The organism is Microbacterium sp. cx-55 (genome assembly GCF_021117345.1).
Taxonomy (GTDB): domain Bacteria; phylum Actinomycetota; class Actinomycetes; order Actinomycetales; family Microbacteriaceae; genus Microbacterium.
The window spans coordinates 1,739,365-1,763,530 of record NZ_CP088261.1; the positions used below are offsets into that span (position 1 = coordinate 1,739,365).

23 protein-coding genes are annotated in these 24,166 nt (G+C 69.1%); 4 read left to right on the forward strand and 19 right to left on the reverse strand.

Going from position 1 to position 24,166, the window contains the following annotated elements:
- Positions 1 to 27 precede the first annotated feature (27 nt).
- From LQ938_RS08145 to dusB, 4 genes are read right to left on the reverse strand one after another with little or no spacing between them, the layout of a single operon-like run.
- Positions 28 to 813: an ATP-binding cassette domain-containing protein gene (locus tag LQ938_RS08145; RefSeq protein ID WP_223721093.1), complete on the reverse strand. Its 786-nt coding sequence runs from the start codon at positions 811 to 813 to the stop codon at positions 28 to 30.
- A gap of 33 nt (positions 814 to 846) precedes the next feature.
- The gene (gene dnaG / locus LQ938_RS08150; RefSeq protein WP_223721092.1) at positions 847 to 2,727 is read right to left on the reverse strand and encodes a DNA primase; all 1,881 of its coding nucleotides are present in this window, start codon (positions 2,725 to 2,727) and stop codon (positions 847 to 849) included.
- Complete coding sequence (locus tag LQ938_RS08155; RefSeq protein ID WP_223721091.1) at positions 2,727 to 4,109, reverse strand: deoxyguanosinetriphosphate triphosphohydrolase; 1,383 nt, start codon at positions 4,107 to 4,109, stop codon at positions 2,727 to 2,729. Before LQ938_RS08155 ends, dnaG begins: the two co-directional genes overlap by 1 nt.
- A complete protein-coding gene (dusB, locus tag LQ938_RS08160) occupies positions 4,081 to 5,235 on the reverse strand; it encodes a tRNA dihydrouridine synthase DusB (RefSeq protein WP_223721090.1) in 1,155 nt (384 codons plus the stop codon). Before dusB ends, LQ938_RS08155 begins: the two co-directional genes overlap by 29 nt.
- A 49-nt stretch (positions 5,236 to 5,284) precedes the next feature.
- Here dusB and LQ938_RS08165 point away from each other — a divergent pair, with 49 nt between their 5' ends.
- Entirely contained in the window at positions 5,285 to 5,785 is a 501-nt protein-coding gene (locus LQ938_RS08165) for a glutathione peroxidase (RefSeq protein WP_223721089.1), read from the forward strand.
- A gap of 1 nt (position 5,786) precedes the next feature.
- Here the strand turns inward: LQ938_RS08165 and LQ938_RS08170 are convergent, their stop codons facing one another.
- The 3 genes from LQ938_RS08170 to recO are packed head-to-tail and all read right to left on the reverse strand — an operon-like array spanning position 5,787 to position 8,067.
- A complete protein-coding gene (locus LQ938_RS08170; protein WP_223721088.1) occupies positions 5,787 to 6,482 on the reverse strand; it encodes a DsbA family oxidoreductase in 696 nt (231 codons plus the stop codon).
- A gap of 29 nt (positions 6,483 to 6,511) precedes the next feature.
- Positions 6,512 to 7,342 (reverse strand): isoprenyl transferase, encoded by an 831-nt coding sequence (locus tag LQ938_RS08175; RefSeq protein WP_223721087.1) that lies wholly within the window; start codon positions 7,340 to 7,342, stop codon positions 6,512 to 6,514.
- A complete protein-coding gene (gene recO / locus LQ938_RS08180) occupies positions 7,339 to 8,067 on the reverse strand; it encodes a DNA repair protein RecO (RefSeq protein WP_223721086.1) in 729 nt (242 codons plus the stop codon). The genes LQ938_RS08175 and recO overlap by 4 nt, the downstream gene beginning before the upstream one ends.
- A gap of 34 nt (positions 8,068 to 8,101) precedes the next feature.
- Between recO and LQ938_RS08185 the strand changes: the two genes are divergently transcribed.
- Positions 8,102 to 8,803: a trimeric intracellular cation channel family protein gene (locus tag LQ938_RS08185; RefSeq protein WP_223721085.1), complete on the forward strand. Its 702-nt coding sequence runs from the start codon at positions 8,102 to 8,104 to the stop codon at positions 8,801 to 8,803.
- Positions 8,804 to 8,925: 122 nt separating this feature from the next.
- On the opposite strand, the gene leuA is transcribed toward LQ938_RS08185, so the two are convergent.
- The 9 genes from leuA to hrcA form a co-directional block, all read right to left on the reverse strand.
- A complete protein-coding gene (leuA, locus tag LQ938_RS08190) occupies positions 8,926 to 10,680 on the reverse strand; it encodes a 2-isopropylmalate synthase (RefSeq protein WP_223721084.1) in 1,755 nt (584 codons plus the stop codon).
- Positions 10,681 to 10,812: 132 nt separating this feature from the next.
- Positions 10,813 to 11,709: a GTPase Era gene (gene era, locus LQ938_RS08195; RefSeq protein ID WP_223721083.1), complete on the reverse strand. Its 897-nt coding sequence runs from the start codon at positions 11,707 to 11,709 to the stop codon at positions 10,813 to 10,815.
- Entirely contained in the window at positions 11,706 to 13,043 is a 1,338-nt protein-coding gene (locus tag LQ938_RS08200; protein ID WP_223721082.1) for a hemolysin family protein, read from the reverse strand. Before LQ938_RS08200 ends, era begins: the two co-directional genes overlap by 4 nt.
- Entirely contained in the window at positions 13,040 to 13,516 is a 477-nt protein-coding gene (gene ybeY / locus LQ938_RS08205) for an rRNA maturation RNase YbeY (protein WP_223721081.1), read from the reverse strand. Before ybeY ends, LQ938_RS08200 begins: the two co-directional genes overlap by 4 nt.
- Positions 13,513 to 14,526 carry a PhoH family protein gene (locus tag LQ938_RS08210; RefSeq protein WP_223721623.1) on the reverse strand — a complete coding sequence of 338 codons (1,014 nt, stop codon included), beginning with the start codon at positions 14,524 to 14,526 and terminating at the stop codon, positions 13,513 to 13,515. The genes ybeY and LQ938_RS08210 overlap by 4 nt, the downstream gene beginning before the upstream one ends.
- A gap of 70 nt (positions 14,527 to 14,596) precedes the next feature.
- Positions 14,597 to 14,944, reverse strand: coding sequence for an HIT domain-containing protein (locus tag LQ938_RS08215; RefSeq protein ID WP_223721080.1), 348 nt, complete (start codon positions 14,942 to 14,944; stop codon positions 14,597 to 14,599).
- 40 nt (positions 14,945 to 14,984) lie between these two features.
- Positions 14,985 to 15,725 carry a 16S rRNA (uracil(1498)-N(3))-methyltransferase gene (locus LQ938_RS08220; RefSeq protein WP_223721079.1) on the reverse strand — a complete coding sequence of 247 codons (741 nt, stop codon included), beginning with the start codon at positions 15,723 to 15,725 and terminating at the stop codon, positions 14,985 to 14,987.
- A gap of 3 nt (positions 15,726 to 15,728) precedes the next feature.
- Entirely contained in the window at positions 15,729 to 16,859 is a 1,131-nt protein-coding gene (dnaJ, locus tag LQ938_RS08225) for a molecular chaperone DnaJ (RefSeq protein WP_223721078.1), read from the reverse strand.
- A 46-nt stretch (positions 16,860 to 16,905) separates the two neighbouring features.
- On the reverse strand, positions 16,906 to 17,943 hold the full coding sequence (gene hrcA / locus LQ938_RS08230; protein WP_223721077.1) for a heat-inducible transcriptional repressor HrcA: 1,038 nt from the start codon (positions 17,941 to 17,943) through the stop codon (positions 16,906 to 16,908).
- Between the two features lie 101 nt (positions 17,944 to 18,044).
- Here hrcA and LQ938_RS08235 point away from each other — a divergent pair, with 101 nt between their 5' ends.
- Positions 18,045 to 19,469 (forward strand): carboxylesterase/lipase family protein, encoded by a 1,425-nt coding sequence (locus tag LQ938_RS08235; RefSeq protein ID WP_223721076.1) that lies wholly within the window; start codon positions 18,045 to 18,047, stop codon positions 19,467 to 19,469.
- 27 nt (positions 19,470 to 19,496) lie between these two features.
- On the opposite strand, the gene hemW is transcribed toward LQ938_RS08235, so the two are convergent.
- From hemW to lepA, 3 genes are all read right to left on the reverse strand, one after another.
- Positions 19,497 to 20,711, reverse strand: a complete 1,215-nt coding sequence (gene hemW, locus LQ938_RS08240; protein WP_223721075.1) for a radical SAM family heme chaperone HemW — start codon at positions 20,709 to 20,711, stop codon at positions 19,497 to 19,499.
- Entirely contained in the window at positions 20,711 to 21,352 is a 642-nt protein-coding gene (locus LQ938_RS08245) for a DUF1990 family protein (RefSeq protein ID WP_223721074.1), read from the reverse strand. The genes hemW and LQ938_RS08245 overlap by 1 nt, the downstream gene beginning before the upstream one ends.
- A 67-nt stretch (positions 21,353 to 21,419) precedes the next feature.
- On the reverse strand, positions 21,420 to 23,270 hold the full coding sequence (gene lepA, locus LQ938_RS08250) for a translation elongation factor 4 (protein WP_223721073.1): 1,851 nt from the start codon (positions 23,268 to 23,270) through the stop codon (positions 21,420 to 21,422).
- 60 nt (positions 23,271 to 23,330) lie between these two features.
- Between lepA and LQ938_RS08255 the strand changes: the two genes are divergently transcribed.
- Entirely contained in the window at positions 23,331 to 24,092 is a 762-nt protein-coding gene (locus tag LQ938_RS08255) for an alpha/beta fold hydrolase (protein ID WP_223721072.1), read from the forward strand.
- Positions 24,093 to 24,166 lie beyond the last annotated feature (74 nt).

Consider the following 24,166-nt stretch of genomic DNA (forward strand, 5'->3'; position numbering starts at 1 on the left):
CCCACTATCGTAGCAAAGCTCTGGGGGTCACGACGACACCAGACGCCGATCCGCCTCCGAACTCGGCGTCCACACCATCCCCCGCACACCGTGCCCGATGCCCACGACGTGACCCGCTTGCAGCGCGAGCACATCGGCATCGAATCGGGCCACGGTCTCCGGTTCGTTCGCGACCATGAGGAGCGACAGGCCATGTTCCCGCTGGCGCCGCGCGAGGGCGGCGCGGACGATCTCCCGCGCTTCGACATCGAGGTTCGCCAGCGGTTCATCCGCGACCACCAGGCGCGGCTCGAGCATGAGGGTGCGCGCGAGCGCGACGCGCTGCCGCATCCCGGCGCTCAATTCATACGGGTACTTGCCGACCGCTCCGAGCGGCAGGCCGAGTTCGTCCAGCAGCGTCGCCACCCGGAAAGACAGCGCCCGACCGTTGACCTTCCGCTGCCGACTGGTGACCGGCTCGGCGACGATCTCACCGACGGTCAATCGCGCCGGCAGGGTGGCGCCGTCGGACTGTCCGAGATGACCGGTGAGCACACTCAGCAGTCGTCGCTTGCGCCCTGGGCGGCGCACGGAGATGCCCTCGACCACCGCATCGCCCCCGACGATCTCGACGCCGGCACCGGCCGCGCCGGCGAGCACCGCGGCGAGCGTCGACTTTCCTGATCCGGTGGCGCCGAGCAGAACAAGCGCCGTACCGCGGGCCACCGTGAAGGTGACTCCGTCGACGACTCGCTGGACATCGCCGCGCGCACCCGTGTGGGTGATGCTCAGGTCGGAACAGACGATGCTGTCAGCGGCGATGTCGGAAGTCACAGGTGTCATCCTGCCCGCTGCAGCCGGACGGCGCTACTGCTCGCCGGTCAGTCGCTGTCGGTCGGCGTCGAGCTCGCGCAGGCGAAGGCGCACCGTGCGCCCTTCTTCGGAGTCCGCCGCGAGACGTTGGATCGCCGCCACCAGCTCGCGTTTCTCACGCTCGATGCCGCGCAGCCGGATGCGGCGTGCGAGGTCCTTCGCCGAGGTGATCGCGTGCCGGTCGTCGCGGGCGGGAAAGTCGCCCGTGAGCAGCTCTGCCGCGAAAGAGCGGTACGGCTCACGGACGGCGTCGACGGCGGCCGCCGCCCACCCGGGCCGCGTGTGGTCGGGAACGGCCGCGATGCTCGAGCGCACGGCCTCGAGCGCCGGATGCCGGAAGCTCTCATCGAGGGCGGCGCGCAGATCCTCCGGATCGATGCGGTGCCCGTACTGCAGGAAGCCCATCAACGCGTCCCGCTCGAGGGCGACGTCGGGGTCGCGCGGAAGCGTCGCGATCGTGACCCGCGGAACCTCTGCCACGGGCGGAGTCCCACCATCAGGCGTGGGACCGGGGCGGGATGCGGACCGCCCCGACGTCGACGAATCGCCGGCCCGGGAGGCGCGCCCTGCCCGATCGACGGCCTGACCGACCTCGGACAGATCGAGGCCGAGCCGCCGCGCGAGCACGCGCGTGTAGCCCGGGCGCAGGGCGGGGTCACGGATCTCCGCGACGATCGGAGCCGCCGAGCGGAGCGCGCCCGCCCGGCCCTCGACCGTGCTCAGATCGAACGTGCCGACGCGCTGATCGATGACGAACTCGAACATCGGCACCTTGGTCTCCAGCAGTGCCCGCACCGCGCCGTCACCGCGCTGCAAGCGCAGGTCGCACGGGTCGAGTCCGGCCGGAGCGACGGCGACGTAGGTCTGCGCGGCGAACCTCTTCTCCTCGCCAAACGCTCGCAGCGCCGCCTTCTGGCCAGCCGCATCCGGGTCGAACGTGAACACCACTTCACCCGCGGCGGAATCGTCTCCCATCACCCGCCGGAGCACGGTGATGTGGTCGGTGCCGAACGCCGTACCGCACGTCGCGACCGCCGTCGTGATGCCCGCGAGGTGGCAGGCCATCACGTCGGTGTAGCCCTCGACGACCACGACGCGGTGATCACGGGAGACGTCGCGTTTGGCGAGGTCGAGACCGTACAGGACCTGAGACTTGCGGTAGATCGGCGTCTCGGGGGTGTTCAAGTACTTCGGACCCTGATCGCTTTCGAGAAGTTTGCGGGCGCCGAAACCGATCACCTGACCGGTCACGTCGCGGATCGGCCAGACGAGCCGCCCGCGGAATCGGTCGTACACACCGCGCTGCCCCTGCGAGACGAGGCCGGCCGTCGTCAGCTCGTCACGCGTGAATCCCTTCGCGGTCAGCGCGTCGAGCAGCGCAGACCACCCGGGCGGGGCGAACCCGACTCCGAAGTGCGCGGCGGCGCCGGCGTCGAAGCCGCGCTCGCCGAGGAACCGTCGACCCACCTCGGCCTCGGGCGTGAGCAGCTGGGAGCGGTAGAACTCGGCCGCGGCGGCGTTCGCCGCATACAGACGCGCACGCCCGGAGGTCTCGGGCGCGGCGCCGCCCTCCTCGTAGTGCAGCGTGAAACCGATGCGCGCGGCGAGGCGTTCGACCGCCTCGGTGAACGAGACGTGATCCATCTGCCGGAGGAACGTGTAGACGTCGCCCGATTCACCGCATCCGAAGCAATGGTAAAAACCCACTTGCGGACGCACATGGAAGCTCGGGCTGCGCTCGTCGTGGAAGGGACACAGCCCCTTCAGCGAACCGACGCCGGCCGATTTCAGCGCGACGCGCTCCCCCACGATGTCGGCGATGTTGGTGCGGGACTTCACCTCTTCCACATCGGCCTGCGCGATGCGGCCGGGCATCAGAGTCCCTCGAGCGGTTCGGGCAGCGCGTACACCGATCGCGCGAGCGCGCGACCGCTCGGCATCCAGACGTCGAGGGATTCGCTGTCGAGTTCGCCGACCAGCGAGTGATGCCAGCCGAGTGCGCCGCGGTCCGTGAGGCTCGCGACCTGGTCGACGACGACCCGCCGACGCGCCGCATCCGTCTCCGCCTGGGTGAAGTCTTCGGCGTGCAGCGAATCGAGGTTCTCCGGCGCGTCCCAGAGTGCGGTGGCGAGCCGCTTGAGGACGCGGCGCTGCTCTTTGTAGAGGGTCTTGCGGCCTTCGATCGTGACGACGAACGCGCCGATCGTTCCCTTCAGAACAGCCATCTCCGCCTCGATCACACGGGGCACGACAACGTGGCCCCGGTAGCGGGTGAGCACCGGAGCAGAGTAGGCCTCGCGGGTCGCGGCGGTCGCCGCACGGGCGAATCGGCCGATGAGGTCGGAGGTGAGGTTCTTCAGACGCGCGTGCGCCGCACGCGATCCGTCGAACTCCGGCAACCATTCCGGAAGACGCATGAGCCGGAAGAGGGCGTCGGCAAGCTCGTCGCGGGTGAAGTCGTACCCCACCCAGGTTTGGATCGCACTCAGGATCGCCGCGTGCTGACGCGGGTCCGACAAGCGGGCCGGGTCGAGGTAGCCGTTGACGATCGCGTCTTCGAAGTCATGCACGGAATAGGCGATGTCGTCGGACAGGTCCATCACCTCGGCCTCGATGCACCGGATGCGGCCGGGCGCCCCCTCGCGCATCCACCGGAAGACGGCTTCATCTTCCGGGTAGACGCCGAACTTGAGCCGACCACCCGGGTCGGGCACCGGACTGTCGACCGTCCACGGGTACTTGCACGTGGCATCCAGGCTCGCGCGCGTGAGGTTCAAGCCGTAGCTCTCGCCGTCGGCCCCCACGACCTTGGACTCGAGCCGGGTCAGGATGCGGAGCGTCTGCGCGTTGCCCTCGAACCCGCCGATGTCTTCGGCCCACTCGTTGAGAGCGCGCTCACCGTTGTGCCCGAACGGCGGGTGCCCGAGGTCGTGGCTCAGGCACGCGGTATCGACGACATCGGGAGCGAGCTGCAGAGCGGTCGCGAGTTCACGCCCGACCTGCGCCACCTCGAGCGAGTGCGTGAGTCGGTTCCGCGCGAAGTCGGCGGGACTCGCGGGACTCAGCACCTGGGTCTTCGCCGCGAGACGACGCAGCGATGCCGAGTGCAGCACGCGGGCGCGGTCTCGCGCGAAGTCGTCGCGCTGCGAACGGTGCTGCTCTTGCAGGAACCGCTCCGCATCCGTCGTGTCGTAGCCCGCGGGTCTCGTTCCCACCGCGGCGATCGCGTCAGCCCCCACTGTGGCTGAGCTCCGCATCGGCCAGCACACCGGCGGCGTCGGCCGCGAGTTCGCGACTGTTCAACCAGCCATCCGGGAGCGCGGGGCGCTTCGGGGTACCGGCCCGGCCGCGTTGCCCCTCCGCCGCCTCTCCCGGGTACGGAGCGTCGAGTTCCAGCGTCGCGAGCAGGTCGTCGAATTCCGCGAGAGTGGACGAGGTGGCGAGAGCGGCGCGCGTGTCGCCCCCGACCGGATAGCCCTTGAAGTACCAGGCGACGTGCTTGCGGATGTCGCGGCAGCCGCGGCCCTCGTCCTCGAAGAACTCCACGAGGAGCTCGGCGTGGCGGCGGAAGGCGTTCGCGACGAATCCGAGGGTCGCGTCGACCGGCGGGGCCTCCGCGCCGAAGGCCCGGGCCAGATCGCCGAACAGCCACGGCCGGCCGAGGCATCCGCGTCCGACGACGACGCCGTCGGCCCCGGTCTCATCGAGCATGCGCACCGCATCTTCGGCTGACCAGATGTCGCCGTTCCCGAGCACGGGGATGCTGGTCACCGCCTGCTTCAGCGCGGCGATTGCCGCCCAGTCGGCGGTGCCGGAGTAGAACTGCGCGGCGGTCCGCGCGTGCAACGCCACCGCGGAGGCCCCCGCGTCTTCGGCGATCCGGCCGGCGTCGAGGAAGGTCAGGTGGTCGTCGTCGATGCCCTTGCGCATCTTGACCGTCACCGGCACGTCGCCGGCGTTCTCGACGGCCGCGCGAACGATCGCGGCGAACAGGTCGGATTTCCAGGGAAGCGCTGCTCCCCCGCCCTTCCGCGTCACCTTGGGCACGGGACAGCCGAAGTTCAAGTCGATGTGATCGGCGCGATCCTCGTCGGCGAGCAAGCGGGCAGCACGACCGACGGTGAGCGGATCGACACCGTACAGCTGCACCGAGCGGGGAGTCTCCGACTCGTGGTGCTGGATGAGCCGCATGGTCGTCTCGTTGCGCTCCACGAGAGCGCGGGATGTGATCATCTCGCTCACGTAGAGGCCCGCGCCGTACTCGCGGCAGAGGCGACGGAACGCGGTGTTCGTGATTCCGGCCATCGGCGCGAGCACCACGGGAACGTCGACCTCGATGGGGCCGATGCGCAGTGGACGCGCGGGCGCGATTGTCGTGGTCATCGTTCCATTCTCCCATCCCGGAGCCGATGTCGCGGCGTACTGTGGACGCATGAGCGACACGACCGAAACCGACCTCCGCAGCATCCCGTTCACCACCGCGGAGGGCACGGATTCCACGCTCGCCGATTACGGCGACGGCGTGTTCCTGATCGTCAACGTGGCATCGCGCTGCGGCTTGGCGCCCCAGTACGAGCAGCTCGAGGAGCTTCAGCGCACCTACGGCGATCGCGGCCTCCAGGTGCTGGGCTTCCCCTGCAACCAGTTCCTGCAGGAGCTGGGCTCGATGCACGAGATCCTCGAGTACTGCTCCACGACCTGGGGGATCTCGTTCCCCATCCTCGACAAGATCAAGGTCAACGGCGCGAACGCGGCCCCGCTCTACAAGGCGTTGAAGAAGGCGAAGGATGCCGAGGGCAAGCGCGGACCGGTGATCTGGAACTTCGAGAAGTTCCTCCTGACGCCCGCGGGCGAGGTCCACAGGTTCCGCCCGACGGTGAAGCCCGACGACGCGGCGATCGTCGGACTCATCGAACGGAACCTGTCGGCCTGAGTCAGCCGGCGACGGCCGCCGAATCCTCGGCGGCCTCAGCGGCGCGCTCGGCCCACACCTGGCGGGCGATCTGCGAGAACGCCTCCGGGGGCTGTGCTCCGCTCACGCCGTACTTGCCGTCGATCACGAAGAACGGCACCCCGTTGATTCCGTACGCCGCGGCCTGCGCCTGGTCGGCCCGAACGTCCGCGACGTAACGCTCGTCTTCAAGGGCGGCGCGCATCTCGGCGGGGTCGAGCCCGACCTCGGCGGCGAGGTCGACGAGATCGTCGACGCGGCCCACGTGCCGGCCCTCGACGAAGTATGCCGACATGAGTCGCTCCGCCATCTCGTGCTGACGCCCCACGGCCTTCGCCGCGTGCAGCAGTTCGTGCGCCTTCACCGTGTTGGTGTGCTTGACGGTGTCGAAGTGGTATTCGAGGCCGGCCTTCGCGGCCACCTCGGTCACGTTGTCGAGCATCTGCCGAACCTGCGGCCGATCCAGTCCCTTGCGATCGACCAGGAAGTCCAGCTCGTCACCGTCGAAGTCGACGGGTGTGTCGGGCGAGAGCTCATACGAATGGAATGTCACCTCCACCTGGGGGGCATTCTCATCTGACTCGATGTCGCGGAGCCCCGCCTCGAGGTTGCGCTTGCCGATGTAACACCACGGGCACGCGATGTCACTCCATACGTCGATCCGGATCGGGTCTGTCATGACAAACGCAACACCAATCCGGGGTGCGGCTATTCCCCCGCGTCAACCGAAGACGCGTGGGCCTGCGGTGTGTCGATCGCACCGCCAAAGCGGCGATCGCGACCGAGGTACTGATCGATCGCCTGCCAGAGGTCACGCCGGGTGAAGTCCGGCCAGAGCGTGTGGAGAAAGACGTACTCGGCGTAGGCCGACTCCCAGAGCAGGAAGTTCGACGTGCGCTGCTCGCCGCTCGACCGGATGAACAGGTCGACGTCCGGCATCTCCGGGACGTACATCCGGCGCGCGATGAGCTTCTCGGTCACCGCAGACGGCTTCATCCGGCCCGCGGCGACGTCGTCGGCAATCGATCGCATCGCATCGACCAGCTCGACGCGACCGCCGTAGTTGACGCACATCGTCAGCGTGAGCACATCGTTGTCGCGGGTCAGCTGCTCGGCGTACTGCAGTTCTTTGATCACCGATCCCCACAGGCGGGGCTTCCGCCCTGCCCAACGGATGCGGACGCCCCACTCGTTCAACTGATCGCGGCGGCGGTGCAGGACGTCGCGGTTGAACCCCATCAGGAACCGCACCTCGTCGGGAGAGCGCGACCAGTTCTCCGTCGAGAAGGCATACACCGACAGGTGGCGGACGCCCGCCTGGATCGCCCCCGCGACGACGTCGAGCAGGGCGGCCTCGCCGGCCTTGTGCCCTTCCACCCGGGTGAGACCCCGCCCGTTGGCCCACCGCCCGTTGCCGTCCATGACGATCGCCACGTGGGCCGGCACGCTGTTCTTCGGAAACTCGGGCGGGTACACGCCCGTCCAGTCCAGCGGTCGGTACGGCACCGCATCCCGGTGCGTGAAAGGTTTGGGGGTCATCGGGCGCCCTCCACGTGCGACAGCGATCGGATTCCACGCTCCAGGTGCCACTGCGCGTACGCCGCGATGAGACCGGATGCGGCCGCCGAGGTGCGGGCAGGAGCCGCATCGACGTGCGTCCAGTCACCGGAGAGCAGAGCACGAAGTTGCACGGTGGTGTCATCCTCGACACGAGCGGAGCCGACCGGCGCACACGAACTGCACACCATCCCACCCGCCTGCGCGACGAACGACCGGTGCGGACCGGGCGCGCCGCATCGCGCGCACTCGTCGAGCCCGGGAGCCCAGCCCGACAGCGCCAGTGCCCGCAGCAGATACGAGTCGAGGATGCTGCGCGCCGCGTGTTCGCCCTGCGACAGGGCGCGGAGCCCACCGACGAGCAACAGATAGTGCGACGCGGAGGCTTCTGCATCGCCGAGTCGGTCGGCCGTTTCGGCCATCGCGCTCGCGGCGACATAACGGTCGTAGTCCGCGGCGATGTCGGCCCCGTAGGTGCCGAGCGAGTCCGCCTGCTGCACGATGTCGAGAGAACGGCCCTTGTAGAACTGCACGTCGGCGACCATGAACGGCTCGAGCCGCGCGCCGAGCCGCGACGAGGTGCGCCGAACACCTTTGGCGACGGCGCGGATCTTGCCCTGACGCCGCCCGAGCATCGTCACGATGCGGTCGGCTTCACCCAACTTGTGGGTGCGCAGGACCACGACTTCATCGCGATATGTGGGCACCCTCCATTATCCCGCCGTCCGGGACAATAGGGGGGTGACCGAGCCGCTCTTCGTGATCCCGTTGTGGGCAGATCTGACCGCCGTCGCCCTCGGCGGGGTGCAGGGCGCGTTGTTCGCGTCCGGGTTCCGCGGCGAGCGACGCCTCGACCTGCTCGGCGTCGCCATCATCGGCATCGTCGTCGGAATGGGCGGCGGCCTCATCCGCGACCTGCTGCTCGGACTCTCCCCGACGACGCTGCAGAGCAATTGGTACCTGCTCACCGCGACCGCGGCAGCGCTCGTGGGCATGCTCCTGGCGGGCGTGTTCCAGCGCCTCAACCGGGTCATCGTCGGCCTCGATGCGCTCGTGATCGGCTTGTTCGGCGCGTTCGGCACGAGCAAGGCACTCGCGCTCGGATTGCCGCTCGTGCCTGCCGTGTTCGTCGGCGTGTGTTCCGCAGTCGGCGGCGGCATCCTGCGCGACATCATGATGGGCCTGCCGGTGGCGATCATGCACGTCGGGTCGCTCTACGCCGTGGCGGCCGCTGTCGGCAGTCTCGTGCTGGCCTCGGCGCACACGTTCGGCCTGGCGCTGCCGGTCGCAGCGGTCATCGGCGTGGCCGTGACGACCGTCATCCGCATCCTGGCCGTCGTCTTCGACCTGTCCCTCCCCGAACAGCGCATGCTCTACCGACGGAAGGTTGCAGTGGAGACCGCCGCCATCCCGATCGTCCGCACGCCCGACTCCCCTCGCTGACCCGCGCTCCCCGGTCCCTCATAGCCCGCGAGACGGGATCTGCGCGCCGAAGCCGTGGGGTTACCCCAACGTCTCGGCGCGAAGATCCCGTCTCGCGGAACAAAGGGACCTCGGGCGCGGGGTCAGACGGCCGTGAGCTCGCGGGCGCGGGAACGGATGGCGCGGTTCACGCCCGACACGACCGCCTTCAGGCTCGCGGTCGAGATGTCACCGTCGATCCCGACGCCCCACAGGCGCTGACCGTCCACCTGCAACTCGACGTACGCTGCGGCCTGCGCGTCGCCGCCGGCGCTGAGCGCGTGCTCGACGTAGTCGTACAGCGTCACGTCGAACCCCTGAGTGCGCACGATCTCGAGGAACGCGGCGATCGGACCGTTTCCGGATGCGGACGCATCGAACCGGTCGTCGCCGTCGCGCAGGGTGATGTCCAGGCGCACATCGCCCGACATGTCGCTCTGCGTGCGCGTGCTGAGCAGCTCGAACCGTCCCCAGCGGTCTTCGGCGACCGTCGCGGGCAGGTACTCGTCGGTGAAGACCGACCAGATCTGATCGCTCGTCACCTCGCCGCCCTCTTCGTCGGTCTTGGCCTGCACGACACCGGAGAATTCGATCTGGAGCTTCCGCGGCAGGTCGATCGCGTGGTCGGACTTCAGCAGGTACGCGACTCCGCCCTTGCCCGACTGCGAGTTCACGCGGATGACGGCCTCGTAGGAGCGTCCGAGATCCTTCGGGTCGATCGGCAGGTACGGCACCGCCCATTCGATCTCGTCGATGGATCGACCCTCCGCCTTCGCGCGGGCCTCCATCGCCTCGAAGCCCTTCTTGATCGCATCCTGATGCGAGCCGCTGAAGGCGGTGAACACGAGGTCACCGGCCCACGGACTCCGCTCGGGAACGGGCAGCTGGTTGCAGTACTCGACCGTGCGCTTGACCTGGTCGATGTCGCTGAAGTCGATCTGCGGGTCGATGCCCTGCGTCAGCAGGTTGACACCGAGCGCAACCAGGTCGACGTTGCCGGTGCGCTCGCCGTTGCCGAAGAGGCAGCCTTCGATGCGGTCGGCCCCGGCCATGTAGCCGAGCTCTGCCGCCGCGACCGCCGTGCCGCGGTCGTTGTGCGGATGCAGCGACAGGATGACGTTCTGCCGGTGCGCCAGGTGGCGGCTCATCCACTCGATCGAGTCGGCGTAGACGTTCGGGGTCGCCATCTCGACGGTCGCGGGCAGGTTGATGATGACCTTCCGCTCCGGAGTCGGCTCGAAGACCTCGATGACCTTGTTGCAGATGTCGAGCGCGAACTCGAGTTCGGTTCCTGTGTAGCTCTCGGGCGAGTACTCGTAGAACACCTGGGTCTCGGGGATGCGCTTCTCGAACTCCCGGCACAGTCGGGCACCTTCGAGGGCGATGTCGATGATGCCCTGCTTGTCGGTGCGGAAGACGACCTCGCGCTGCAGCACGCTGGTGGAGTTGTACAGGTGCACGATGGCTTGCTTGGCGCCGGCGATCGACTCGTACGTGCGCTCGATGAGGTGCTCGCGCGCCTGGGTCAGAACCTGGATGGTGACGTCATCCGGAATGACGTCGTCTTCGATCAGGTGCCGTACGAAGTCGAAGTCCGTCTGGCTGGCGCTCGGGAAACCGACCTCGATCTCTTTGTAGCCCATCTGCACGAGCAGGTCGAACATGACGCGCTTGCGTTCCGGGCTCATCGGATCGATCAGCGCCTGATTGCCGTCGCGCAGGTCGACGGCGCACCAGCGCGGCGCCTCCGTGATGCGCGAGGCCGGCCACGTACGATCGGGCAGATCGACCCGGATCTGCTCGTGGAACGGACGGTACTTGTGCGTCGGCATGCCCGACGGCTTCTGCGTGTTCTTCATGACTGGTTCTCTCTCGTCTGATGTGACGGGCCGACGACGGGCTCCGCGACGAGAAAGGCCCTAGATCGAGGTCTCGTCGCGGCGGCTAAGGAGAAGTCGCGCACGCATGCGCCCCACCTTACACCGGGTCGGTCAGAACCCGAGTCGGCCCAGCTGCTTCGGGTCGCGCTGCCATTCCTTCGCGACGCGCACGTGCAGGCTCAGATACACGCGCGTGCCGAGCAGTTCTTCGATCCCCGCCCGCGCCTGGGCGCCGACATCACGCAGCCGCGCCCCCTTGCGTCCGATGATGATCGCCTTCTGGCTGTCGCGCTCGACGATGATGTCGGCGAACACATCCGTGAGGTCGGAATCCTCGCGCGCACGGATCTCCTGCACGACGACGGCGATGGAGTGCGGCAGCTCCTCGCGGGCGTCGCCGAGGGCGGCCTCGCGGATCATCTCGGCGATCCGGTCGTCGTCCTGCTCGTCGGTCGCGATGTCGTCGGCGTAGAGCGCGGGACCCTCGGGCATCAGGGCGAGCAGTTCGTCGGCGAGGACGTCCAACTGGTCGCCGGTGATGGCGGATAGTGGAATGACGGCGGTCCAGTCCTCGCGGAGTGCGTCGACCTCCATCAGGCGCTCGGTGATCTGCTCCCGCGTCGCGGCATCCGTCTTCGTGACGATCGCCACCTTCTTCGCGCGGCCGTACCCGTCGAGCGATTCGACGATCCGGCGGTCACCGGGGCCGACCTTCTCGGTGGCGGGAGCGCAGAAGGCGATGACGTCGACATCGCCGAGCACATCACCCACCAGGTCGTTCAGCCGCTGCCCGAGAAGGGTTCGCGGCCGGTGGAGCCCCGGGGTGTCGACGACGATGAGCTGCCCGCCGGGACGATTCACCATCCCGCGGATGGCGCGACGGGTCGTCTGCGGCTTCTCGCTGGTGATGGCGATCTTCTCACCGACGAGGGCGTTCGTGAGCGTCGATTTGCCGACGTTGGGTCGACCCACGAAGGTCACGAATCCACTGCGGAACTGGTCGGTCATCGTTCTCCCCTGGCCGAACCGGCCTTCGTCGTTACGGCGATCTCGCCGGTGCGCGGACGATCGTCGTCCGCGCCGTCTTCCTGTGCTGCCCGCTCGACGAACACCGTCGCGAGACCCCGCCCGCGGCCACGGGATGTGCCGCCCGTCAAGACGAGTCCCTCGTGCACGGCGGTCGCACCCGGCTGCGGAACGCGCCCGAGCGCCTTGCCGAGCAGTCCACCGACGGAGTCGACGTCGTCGTCATCGAGTTCGATGTCGAACAGATCGCCGACCTCGTCGAGCCCGAGACGAGCGCTCACGCGGTACCGACCCGGTTCGATTTCGACGACCTCGGTGGCCCGAGCGTCGTACTCGTCGGCGATCTCACCGACGAGCTCCTCGATCAGGTCCTCGAGGGTCACGAGACCCGCGATGCCGCCGTACTCGTCGACGACCATGCATACGTGCACGGCGTCGCGCTTCATCTGCTGCAGCAGCGCTTCGGCGCGCATCGATTCGGGCACGAACACCGGCGGCCGCGAGATGCGCGACACGGGCTGCTGGTCCCAGTGCAGTTCGTCGCGGAAAGAGAACTGCACGAGGTCCTTGAGGTACAGCACCCCGTCGACATCCTCGCCGTCCTCTGTGAGGACCGGCATCCGCGAAACACCCTTGTCGAGGAAGAGCCCGAGGGCGGTGCGCGCGGTGTCGGATCCGGAGACCGAGACCATGTCGGTGCGCGGCACCATGACGGCGCGGACGAACGTACCGGTGAACTCGAACACCGAGTGGATGAGTTCGCGATCGTCCTCTTCGATGAGATCCTGCTCGGCGGCCTCATCGACCATGCTGAGCAACTGCTCCTCGGAATCGAACGACGACGCGCGTGCGCCACCCGGGGTCACGCGGCTGCTGAGGGCGACGAGTCCGTGCGCGAGCGGGCCGAGCAGGATGCGAACGCCCCGGATGACGGGGGCCGCGCCGCGGAGCAGCGCCCAGGCGTGGCGCCGTCCGACCGCGCGCGGGCTGATGCCCACCGCGACGAACGACATGCCGGTCATCAGGACGACGGCGGCCAGCAGCGCCCAGCCGATGCTGTCGAACAGCAGCATGAACGCGGCCGTCACCAGCACGGCGGCCGCGGTCTCCGCGAACACGCGGATGAAGACGACGACGTTCGCGTGCGCTTCCGGGTCGGCCGCGATGCGGGTCAGCATCCGGGCGTTGCGTCCCGACGACCCGAGATCGGCGAGGTCGGCCCGCGATGTCACACCGAGCGCCGCGTCGATGGCGGCCATGAGCGCGCCGAACGCGATGAGCAGAACGGCGGCGACGAGCAGGAGAAGTGCGGTCATCCGCGCGCCCGGCGGCGCTCCTGGGTGGCGAACGCGACGATCAGGTCACGCTGCAGCCCGAACATCTCGGTCGCATCCTCGGGCTCTGCGTGGTCGAAGCCGAGCAGGTGCAGGAGGCCGTGGGTGGTGAGCATGATCAGCTCGTCCTGCGTCGAATGCGCGGGGGTCGCCTCTCGCGCCTGGGTCTCGGCGACCTGCGGGCACAGCACGATGTCGCCGAGGAGGCCCGGCGGGGTCGGCGATTCCTCGGTTCCGGGGCGCAGTTCATCCATCGGGAAGCTGAGCACGTCGGTCGGACCGGGCTCGTCCATCCACTGCACGTGGAGGGCTTCCATCGCGCCTTCGTCGACGAGCAGGATCGCCACGTCCGCATCCGGACTCACGTTCAGTTCGGCGAAGTTGCTCTCCATGAGCCGCAGCAGGACGGTCTCGTCGATCGCGACGCCCGACTCGTTGGTGATCTCGATCGTCATGGTCGTCCTCGCTTCGGTAGATGATCGCGCGCGCCGCCGCGGCGGTCGGCGCGGTTCGCGAATTCGCTCGCCTCGTCGCGTTCGCGGCGGGTGGCGAGTCGCTGTTCGTCGTATTCGCTGTACGCGTCGACGATTCGTCCGACGAGCGTGTGGCGGACGACGTCCTCGCTCGTGAGCGTCGCGAAATGAATGTCGTCGATGTCCTTCAGCACCCGGGTGACCAGGCGGAGCCCGGACGTTCCCTGCGGAAGGTCTACCTGCGTGATGTCGCCCGTGACGACCATGCGGGTGCCGAAGCCGAGGCGGGTGAGGAACATCTTCATCTGCTCGGGCGTCGTGTTCTGAGCCTCGTCGAGGACGACGAACGAATCGTTGAGCGTGCGGCCGCGCATGTACGCCAGGGGTGCGACCTCGATCGTGCCGGACGCCATGAGCTTCGGCACGATGTCGGGATCGAGCATCTCGTTGAGCGCGTCGTAGAGCGGGCGCAGGTACGGGTCGATCTTGTCGTTCAGCGTGCCCGGCAGGAACCCGAGCCGCTCCCCCGCCTCGACCGCCGGCCGCGTGAGGATGATGCGGCTGACTTCCTTGCGCTGCAGGGCCTGCACCGCCTTCGCCATCGCGAGGTACGTCTTTCCGGTACCGGCCGGACCGATGCCGAACACGATCGTGTTCTCCTCGATCGCATCGACGTACGCCTTCTGACCGAGGGTCTTCGGGCGGATGACTTTACCCCGGGACGACAGGATCGCCTCGCCCATCACCTCGGACGGGCGGATGTCGCCGTCCGCGCGCAGCATCCGTCCCGCCGAGGTCACGTCGGCCGGGCCGACGTCGTGTCCGTCACGGGTCATAGTGAGCAACTCCTCGACAAGCTTCTTCGCCGCGGCGACGTCGGCCGCCGTCCCCGACAGGGTGATCTCGTTGCCGCGGACATGCACATCGACGGTCGGATGTTCGCGCTCGACGACGCGGAGCAGTCGGTCCTGCGGACCGAGGACGCGAACCATCGCGATGCCGTCCGCGAGCAGACGTTCGACGGTGCGGTCTTCATCTCCCCCGGATGCGGGAACGCCGGGATCAGGCACCGGTGCTCACCTCGTCGAGTCCGCCGGCGAGAACGTGGGCGTGCACGTGGAACACGGTCTGGCCCGCCGAAGCTCCGGTGTTGAACACCAGGCGGAACTCGCCGTCCGCGTGCTCGGCGGCGACCCGGTGGGCGAGGTCGACCACCTCGGCGAGCAGTGCGGGGTCTCCAGCGGCGAGTTCGACGACGTCGCGGTACTGCTGGGTCTTCGGGATCACCAGCAGATGCACCGGCGCCTGCGGCGCGATGTCACGAATGACGAAGGCTCGCTCGGTCTCGGCGACGATCTCTGACGGGATCTCGCCCTGCAGGATGCGCGTGAAGACGGAGGGCTCGCTCATTCGTCCAGTCTACCGACGGCGTCCCGCCGTCGGCGGAGCGTCACCACTGCCCCCGCGCGACCTCGAACGCGGCCAACGCGACCGGGCCCGCCGTCGACGTGCGCAGCACGCTCTCCCCGAGCCGCACCGCACGCGCACCGGCGGCGGCGAACGCGTCGAGCTCGCTGCGGTCGATTCCGCCCTCGGGCCCGACGACGAGGAGCACCTCGGTCACCGATTCGTCGAACTCGCGGACGACGTCGGTCAAGCGGTCCGACGCGGTGGGCTCCAGAACGAGGACCACGGATGCGGCGGCGCGCGCGGCGATCCGGGCGGTCGTCGTTACCGGCTCCACCTCGGGAATCCACGCGCGATGGGCCTGCTTCGCCGCCTCCCGGACGATGCCGGCCCAGCGGACGCGACCCTTCTCGGCCTTCTCCGCGCCCCAGCGGGAAACGCTGCGCACGGCCTGCCAGGGCACGATCGCATCGACGCCGAGTTCGGTGGCGGCCTGGATGGCGAGCTCATCCCGGTCGCCCTTGGCGAGAGCCTGCACCAGCACCAGACGCGGCGTGCGCGCCGGCACGTGCCGACGCGCAGTGACGCGCACCGTGACTTCGCGCGGCGTCACGTCTTCCACGGCACCCTCGATCCAGAGGCCACAGCCGTCGCCGACCGTCACCGCTTCGCCCGGGCGCACCCGCCGCACCGAGGCGGCGTGGTGGGCCTCGGCTCCGGTCAGCGCGACGATGTCACCGACTGCGGCCGCGGCCGCATCCTCGACCAGAAAGTGCAGCGCCACCGGTCACCCGTTCCGGAAGCGGTCGCGGAGTTTGGCGAACAATCCCTGCTGGAACTCGGACAGCCTCGGAGCAGGAGCCTTGGTCTTCTTCGCGAAGTCCTCGATGAGCGCGCGTTCCTTCGCGTCCAGGCGCGTCGGCGTCACGACGTGCACTCCGATGCGGAGGTCGCCGCGCTGCGTGCCACGGAGCGGGGTGATGCCTCGCCCCTTGATCGTCAGCACGTCTCCCGCCTGCACGCCCGCGCGCAGTTCGAGATCGACGGGTCCGTCGAGCGACTCGATGCGGGTCGTCGTTCCGAGGATGGCATCGGGCATCGACACATCGAGGGTCGCGAGCAGGTCGTCGCCGTCACGGCTGAAGACCTCGTGAGGTGTGACGGTGATCTCCAGGTACAGGTCGCCGTGAGGTCCGCCCGCCGGTCCGACCTCGCCCGAGCCCGGGAGCTGCAGACGCAGACCCGTCTCGACCCCGGCCGGGATGTCGACGGAGACGGTGCGACGAGCGCGCACGCGACCCTGTCCCTGGCAGGTGGCGCACGGGTACGGGATGGTGGTGCCGTAGCCCTGGCAGGTGGCGCACGGCGCGCTCGTGACGACGTTGCCGATCAGGCTGCGGACCGTGCGCTGCACGTGTCCGGAGCCGTGGCAGATGTCGCAGGTCACGGGGGTCGTGCCCGGCTGGCAGCATCCGCCCTCGCACGTCTCGCAGAGCACGGCCGTGTCGACCTCGAGGTCGCGGTGCGCCCCGAAGACGACGTCGCTGAGCTCCAGGGAGACGCGGACGAGGGCGTCCTGGCCGCGTTCGGCGCGCGACCGGGCGCGGACTCGACCACCCTGGCCGCCACCGCCTCCGCCTCCGCCGAAGAACGTCTCGAAGATGTCGCCGAAGCCGCCGAAGTTCGCGCCGCCGCCTCCGCCGAACCCACCGGAGTCGCCGCCCATGTCGTAGCGCCGACGCTGCTCGGTGTCGCTCAGCACGTCGTACGCGTGCGTGACGAGCTTGAACTTCTCGGCCGCATCGTCACCGGGGTTGACGTCCGGGTGCAGCTGGCGGGCCAGCTTTCGGTACGCCTTCTTGATCTCATCCGTGGTCGCCTCGCGCGAGACGCCCAGTACTTCGTAGTGGTCAGCCACTTTCGCCTTCCCGTCCGCGCCGTGCGCGGAGATCGTCTGCGAGCGCTCAGCGCGCCCGGTCGTCTTCGTCCAGCAGTCGGCTGAGGTAGTGGGCCACAGCCCGCACCGCCGCCAGATTGCTGGAGTAGTCCATGCGCATGGGGCCGAGCACGCCGATGCGGGCCTGCCCCACCGTGGCCTCGTAATCGCTGGCGACCACGGATGCCTCGACCAGGCCGAACGATGCGTTCTCACGCCCGATCGATGCAGCCAGTCCCTGCCCGTCGGCCACCATCTCGCTCATCAGCCGCATGAGCGTCACCTGCTCCTCGATGGCCTCCAGGAGCGGGTAGATGCTGCCCCGGAAGTCGCCCTCGGAGCGAGCGAGCGTCGCCGCCCCCGCCATCACGAGCCGGTCCTGTCGGAACTCGTCGAGTTCCTCCCCCACCACGCGCAGGATGGCGCGCAGCGCGCCGTCCGCGCGGGTCGGTACGGCGGGTGCGGCGACGGCTGCCTCGACCCGGCGGGTGCCCTCTCGCACCGACGCTCCGGTGACGAGTGCCGACACCGACGTCCGCAGCTGTGCGACCACCGTCTCGTCGAGCTCATCGGGCGCGAACGCCACGCGCTGGGAGACACGGCCCGTGTCGGTGACGAGGATCACGACGAGTCGCGACCCCCCGAGGTGCACGAGCTCGACGTGGGTGATGTTCGCACGCTCGAAGGACGGATACTGCACGAGCGCGACCTGACCGGTGAGCTGGGTGAGCGCGCGAACCGTGCGCGCCAGCAGGTCATCGAGGTCGGCGGGGCCGTCGAGGAACGCCGTGATTGCGCTCCGCTGCGCGGTCGTCAACGGGCGGAGCTCGGCGAGGTGGTTGACGAAGACACGGTAGCCCTTGTCGGTGGGCACGCGACCCGACGAGGTGTGCGGCGCGACGATCAGTTCCTCGTCCTCCAGGAGCGCCATGTCGTTGCGGATCGTCGCCGCCGACACACCGAACGAGTGGCGGTCGACGATCGACTTGCTGCCCACCGGCTCTCGGGTCTCCACGTAGTCCTGCACGATCGCGCGGAGGACATCCAGACCACGTTCGCTGACCATGCGGATCCTTCCTGGCACTCGTGTACGGGGAGTGCCAATTCTAACCGGTCGTTCGCGCGGTGGGCAGATGACGGGTCCGTAGACTCGCGGCGGAGGCCCTGATGAACGACACCACCGTACCCACGACCGGCGGCACGATCGCCGGACGCAGCGACGCGGGAATCCGCCGTTTCCTCGGCATCCCCTACGCGCTGCCGCCCTTCGGCGAACACCGCTTCGGCCTGCCGCAGCCCGTTCCCGCGTGGGATGGCGAGTTCCGCGCGACCGACTTCGGACCCACGGCACCCCAGTCCCCGTACCCCGGCGCGATCGGGAAGCTGCTCCCGTCCGTGGCGATCGCGGGCGAGAACATCCTCACGCTGAACATCTGGGCCCCCGAGGATGCGGCGGGAGCGCCCGTCATGGTGTGGATCCACGGCGGTGCTCTCGAGCGCGGGACGAGCGCCCTGCCGTCGTACGACGGCACATCGTTCGCGCGCGACGGCGTGGTGTTCGTCTCGATCAACTACCGCCTCGGCGCGGAGGGATTCTCGGTCCTCGACGGCGTGCCGCGGAACCTCGGGCTCGAAGACGCCGCCGCCGCCGTGCACTGGGTGCAGCGCGAGATCGCGGCCTTCGGCGGCGACCCCGCCCGCGTGACGATCTTCGGCGAATCGGCGGGCGGCGCGATCGTTGCGGCGCTCGCGTCCCGGCCGGACGTCCGCGGCGCCCTCGCGGGCGCCATCGTGCAGAGCGGCCCGCTGGATGCAGAACCCGTCGAACGCGCCGCGCGAGTCACCGCCGCCATTGCGAAGCACCTCGGGATCCCCGCCACCCGGGAGGCGTTCGCGGATGTTCCGCCGGAGCGTCTCGTCGCCGCACGCGATGCACTCGCCGCCCGCAGCTCGCTCCTGCGATCAGCCCCCGGGCACACGATCGCACTCGATCCGGTCAGCCTGCCCGTCAGTCCGCGCACCGCCGTGGGGGATGCGGAGTTCCCGTTGCTGATCGGCACGAACACCGACGAGTACCGGCTGTGGTTCACGCCCGACGCCCTGCAGCGTCTCAACCGAGTCGCCCCTGCCGTCGCCCTCCTCGGCATGAAGGTGCCGTTCCGGGCCTGGCGGGCGTACCGCGACGCGCTCCCGTCCGCCTCCTCGGCCGAGCGACTCGGTCAGGTGTTCACCGACCGCGTGCTCCGCGTGCCGGCGATCGAGCTCGCCTCGGCGCGATCCGCCCCCACCTGGGTCTACGAGTTCGCCTGGCAGAGCCCCGTCCGCGACCTTCGCGCGGCACACGCACTGGAGATCGGATTCGTCTTCGACGGCGTCCAGGACGACGCATCCATCGCACTCGCCGGCCCGGACGCTCCCGTTTCGCTCGCGCAGCGGATGCACGCCGAGTGGGTGCGATTCGCTTTCACGGGCTCGCCCGGCTGGGACACCTGGACGGCGGATGCAGACGGCCCCGTGCAGCGCTACGACGTCGACTCATCGCCCGTGCCGCTCCCCCGCGCCGCGGCATTGCACGCGCTCAGCCGGTCCTGACCGACGGTCGACGCACGTCCGTGCGGGTCACTCCGTGAGCGCGCGGACGACGGCGTCGGCGAGGAGCCGGCCGCGCCGTGTCAGCACGATGCGACCGCCGATGGCGGATGCCCCCTCGATCAGGCCGTCGGCGATGAGCCCCGCGACGGCGCTTCGCCGTACCGGGGGGATCGCCTGCATCGACAACCCCTCGCGGATGCGCGACTGGAGCAGGATCCGCTCGAGGGTGCGGGCCTCGGCATCCGGAACCTCCCGCGCCGCCGCCGGCGACACGTCCTGCGCCAGGCGCTGCGCGTACGCCGCGGGGTGCTTCACGTTCCACCACCGGACGCCGGCGACGTGGCTGTGCGCACCGGGACCGAAGCCCCACCAGTCGGTGCCCCGCCAGTAGGCGAGATTATGGCGCGAGCGCTGCGACGGCGTGCGCGCCCAGTTCGACACCTCGTACCAGTCGAAGCCCGCGGCGGCGGCCGCATCGTCGACGAGCTCGTACATGTCGGCCTGCAGGTCGTCGTCGGGCGCCGGCACCTCACCGCGGCGGATGCGGCGGGCGAGCTGGGTGCCGTCTTCGATGATGAGCGCGTACGCCGAGAGGTGATCGGGCTCGAGAGCGAGCGCGGTCGAGACCGACGTGCGCCAGTCCTCGATGCTCTCGCCGGGAGCGCCGTAGATCAGGTCGAGGCTCACCGCGAGGCCCACGGCGCGCGCCGCGGCGACCGCATGCGCGACGTTCGCCGGATCATGAGTGCGGTCGAGCGCCGCCAGCACGTGCGGCACGGCCGACTGCATCCCGATCGAGACGCGCGTCACACCCGCATCCGCGAGCTCCTGCAGCGACTCCACCGAGACCGTGTCGGGATTGGCTTCGACCGTGATCTCCGCGCCGGGCGCGATGCCGAACGCGTCCCGCACGTCGCCCAGCATCCGAGCGAGAGATCCGGACGGCAGGAGGGTCGGGGTGCCGCCCCCGAAGAACACGGTCTGAGCCGGCCGGCGGTGCTCACCGAGCACCCGCGTCGCCATCGCGATCTCCCGCGACACCGAATCGGGGTAGTCCTCGCGGCGCTCTCCGCGGAGCTCCTCGGCGGTGTACGTGTTGAAGTCGCAGTACCCGCAGCGCACCCGGCAGAACGGCACGTGCAGGTAGACGCCGAAGTCGACCTCCGGATCGGCGACGACACCGTGCGGCAATGCGCCGTCGGCCGGAACCGGGTCACCGTCGGGAAGAACCGAGGGCGACATCAGGTGTACATCGGCGAGATCGCCCGCAGGTAACGGCCGAACAGCTCGCGACGCCGACGCCGAACCAGCACCGGCAGCATCCGGTACGCGAGCGCCACCGGGCGGTCGAACGCGCGCACCGTGAACCACACTTCATCGTCGCTGCGCCACTCGATCATGAACGACTCCTCGCCGCTCACCACCGAGCCCTCGACCGTGCCCAGCGCGAAACCGATGCGACGCTTCTCCTCCACGACGAAGATCACGCGAAGTTCCGCATCCACGCTCATGCCGCCCACGCGGCCGTGGACGTGCACCGTCGCGCCCGCGCCGACGTACGGCGTGCCGTCGGCGTCGAAGCGCAGGTCGGCGTCCAGACGGCTCGGCGCGATCGGCTGACCCTCGTCGTCGAAACTCACACCCGAGTAGGCGGGCCCGGCGGCCGGACGAATGTCGCGCAACTCCAGACCCCCGTCGCGCAGCGCGCGCCACGACAGCAACGCCTCGCCCGCGGCGCGGAAGCGATCTTCGCCGCTGCCGATCTTCCACGACTCCTGGGCCGGAAGACTGCGTTCCGGCGGGTACTGCATGAGATCGGATGCTTGGGTCGCCCCGACGGCGGCATAGTCGACGGTCTCGTCCCGGAAGGTCCCGCGGCGCATATCCCTCAGCCTAACCGTGGTGGTTCGCGGCACGCCCGGCGATCATCCTCCGGAGCGCGCCCCGCCACTACTTCTTGTCTTTGGTTTCCACATCGCCCGAGAGCGCAGCGATGAACGCCTCCTGGGGGACCTCCACGCGACCGACCATCTTCATGCGCTTCTTTCCCTCCTTCTGCTTCTCGAGCAGTTTGCGCTTTCGCGTGATGTCGCCGCCGTAGCACTTCGCGAGCACGTCCTTGCGGATGGCGCGAATGCTCTCTCGGGCGATGATCCGCGCGCCGATGGCCGCCTGGATCGGCACCTCGAACTGCTGGCGCGGGATGAGCTTGCGCAGGCGCTCGGTCATCAGCGTGCCGTACGCGTACGCCTTCTCTCGGTGCACGATGGCGCTGAACGCGTCGACCTTGTCGCCCTGCAGCAGAATGTCGACCTTCACGAGATCGGCCTCCTGCTGTCCCGACGGCTCGTAGTCGAGGCTCGCGTACCCCTGCGTGCGGCTCTTCAGCTGGTCGAAGAAGTCGAAGACGATCTCACCGAGCGGCATGTTGTAGCGCAGCTCGACGCGTTCCTCGCTCAGGTAATCCATACCGAGCAGTGTGCCGCGACGGGACTGGCAGAGCTCCATCACGGTGCCCACGAAATCCTTCGGCAGCAGGATCGCGGCCTTGACCATCGGCTCGGATACGGAGGCGACGCGGCCATCCGGATACTCGCTCGGGTTCGTGACCGTGACCGTCTGCCCGGTGTCGGTCTGCACCTCGTAGATCACGCTCGGCGCGGTCGTGATGAGGTCGAGGTCGAACTCCCGAGCGAGACGCTCGGTCACGATCTCGAGGTGCAGGAGCCCCAGGAACCCGCAGCGGAAGCCGAAGCCCAGCGCGACCGACGTCTCCGGCTCGTAGACCAGCGCCGCATCCGAGAGCTTCAGCTTGTCGAGCGCTTCACGGAGGATCGCGTAGTCGCTGCCGTCGATCGGGTAGAGACCCGAGAACACCATCGGCTTGGGGTCGGTGTATCCGGGCAGGGCTTGGGTCGCGGGCTTGCGGGCCGTCGTGATCGTGTCACCGACCTTCGACTGGCGCACGTCCTTCACGCCCGTGATCAGGTACCCCACTTCGCCCACGCCGAGACCCGTGGACGGCGTCGGCTCGGGGCTCGAGACGCCGATCTCCAGCAGCTCGTGCGTCGCGCGCGTCGACATCATCTGGATGCGTTCGCGGGGCTCGAGCTTGCCGTCGATCATGCGCACGTAGGTCACGACACCGCGGTAGGCGTCGTAGACGGAGTCGAAGATCATCGCGCGGGCCGCGGCGTTCGGGTCACCCTGGGGGGCGGGGATCTCGGCGACGATGCGCTCGAGCAGCTCTTCGACGCCCTGGCCGGTCTTACCGCTCACGCGGAGCACGTCTTCCGGCTTGCCACCGATGAGGCCGGCGAGCTCGGCGGCGAACTTGTCGGGATCGGCGGCCGGCAGGTCGATCTTGTTGAGCACCGGGATGATCTGCAGGTCGTTCTCGAGCGCGAGGTAGAGGTTCGCGAGCGTCTGCGCCTCGATACCCTGCGCGGCGTCCACGAGCAGCACAGCGCCTTCGCAGGCGGCGAGCGACCGACTCACCTCGTAGGTGAAGTCCACGTGCCCGGGGGTGTCGATCATGTTCAGCGCGTAGGTCTGCCCGTTCGACTCCCATGGCATGCGCACGGCCTGGCTCTTGATGGTGATGCCGCGCTCGCGCTCGATATCCATGCGGTCGAGGTACTGGGCGCGCATGTCGCGGTCGTTGACGACGCCCGTGATCTGCAGCATCCGGTCGGCCAAGGTCGACTTGCCGTGGTCGATGTGGGCGATGATGCAGAAGTTCCGGAGCGACTCGGGAGGAGTCGCACTCGGCTGCAGGGACGTAAGCGCGCGCGGTGACATGTTCCGTCGATTCTACGGGCGGCGACCGTGGACCGTGTTCCCCGCGCATAGCCTGGTCGGATGACGGTGCAGGTCGTTCTGGTCCACGGCATCCGCACGTCCGCGTCGATGTGGCGGGCACAGGTTGAAACCCTCGCGGCGCGGGGCATCACCGCGACGGCCGTCGACCTCCCCGGGCACGGAACGCGGATGGCGGAGACGTTCACCCTGGCGGAGGCCTTCGCCACGATCGATCGGGCCGTGCGCACGGCGGCTGAGCGCGGGCCGGTGCTGCTGGTGGGTCATTCCATGGGCGGTCTGCTCTGCACCGAGTACGCGGGTGCGATCGATCCGCCCCCCATCGCGGGCTTCGTCGCGGCGTCGTGCACGTCGATCCCGCGCGGTGTCGGGCTCCGCACCTACCGTGCGCTCGCACGAACCGTCGACGCGCTCCCCGACCGCGGGATGTGGATGACGAAGCGGATGCTGGCCGCCACTTTGCCGGAAGAGACCCGCGCCGACTTCGGCGCGGGCGGGTACGCCTTCGACACCCAGGACCTCGCCCTGAGCCTGCTCGCCACCCTCGACGTCGCGGGAGCGGTCGCCCGCATCCGCGTGCCGCTCTGGTTCGTCAACGGCCAGTACGACCAGCTCCGCCTCCACGAACGCCTCTTCACCCGGCTCGCGCCGCACGCGGAACTGATCGTCGTGCCACGCACCAGCCATCTCGTGACCGCCATGCGTCCCGCCGCGTTCGACGCCGTCCTCGCGCTCGCCATCGCCACGATCGATGCCCGGCACGCGAGCGACCCGCAGGACCACGGGGTTTCCGCGCAGACCTGATAGAGTTGTTCCTTGGCTTGCATGCGGGGATTTTCCCGTCCCTCATGACCGCCGGAAAGCGCCCTCTTCGCCGA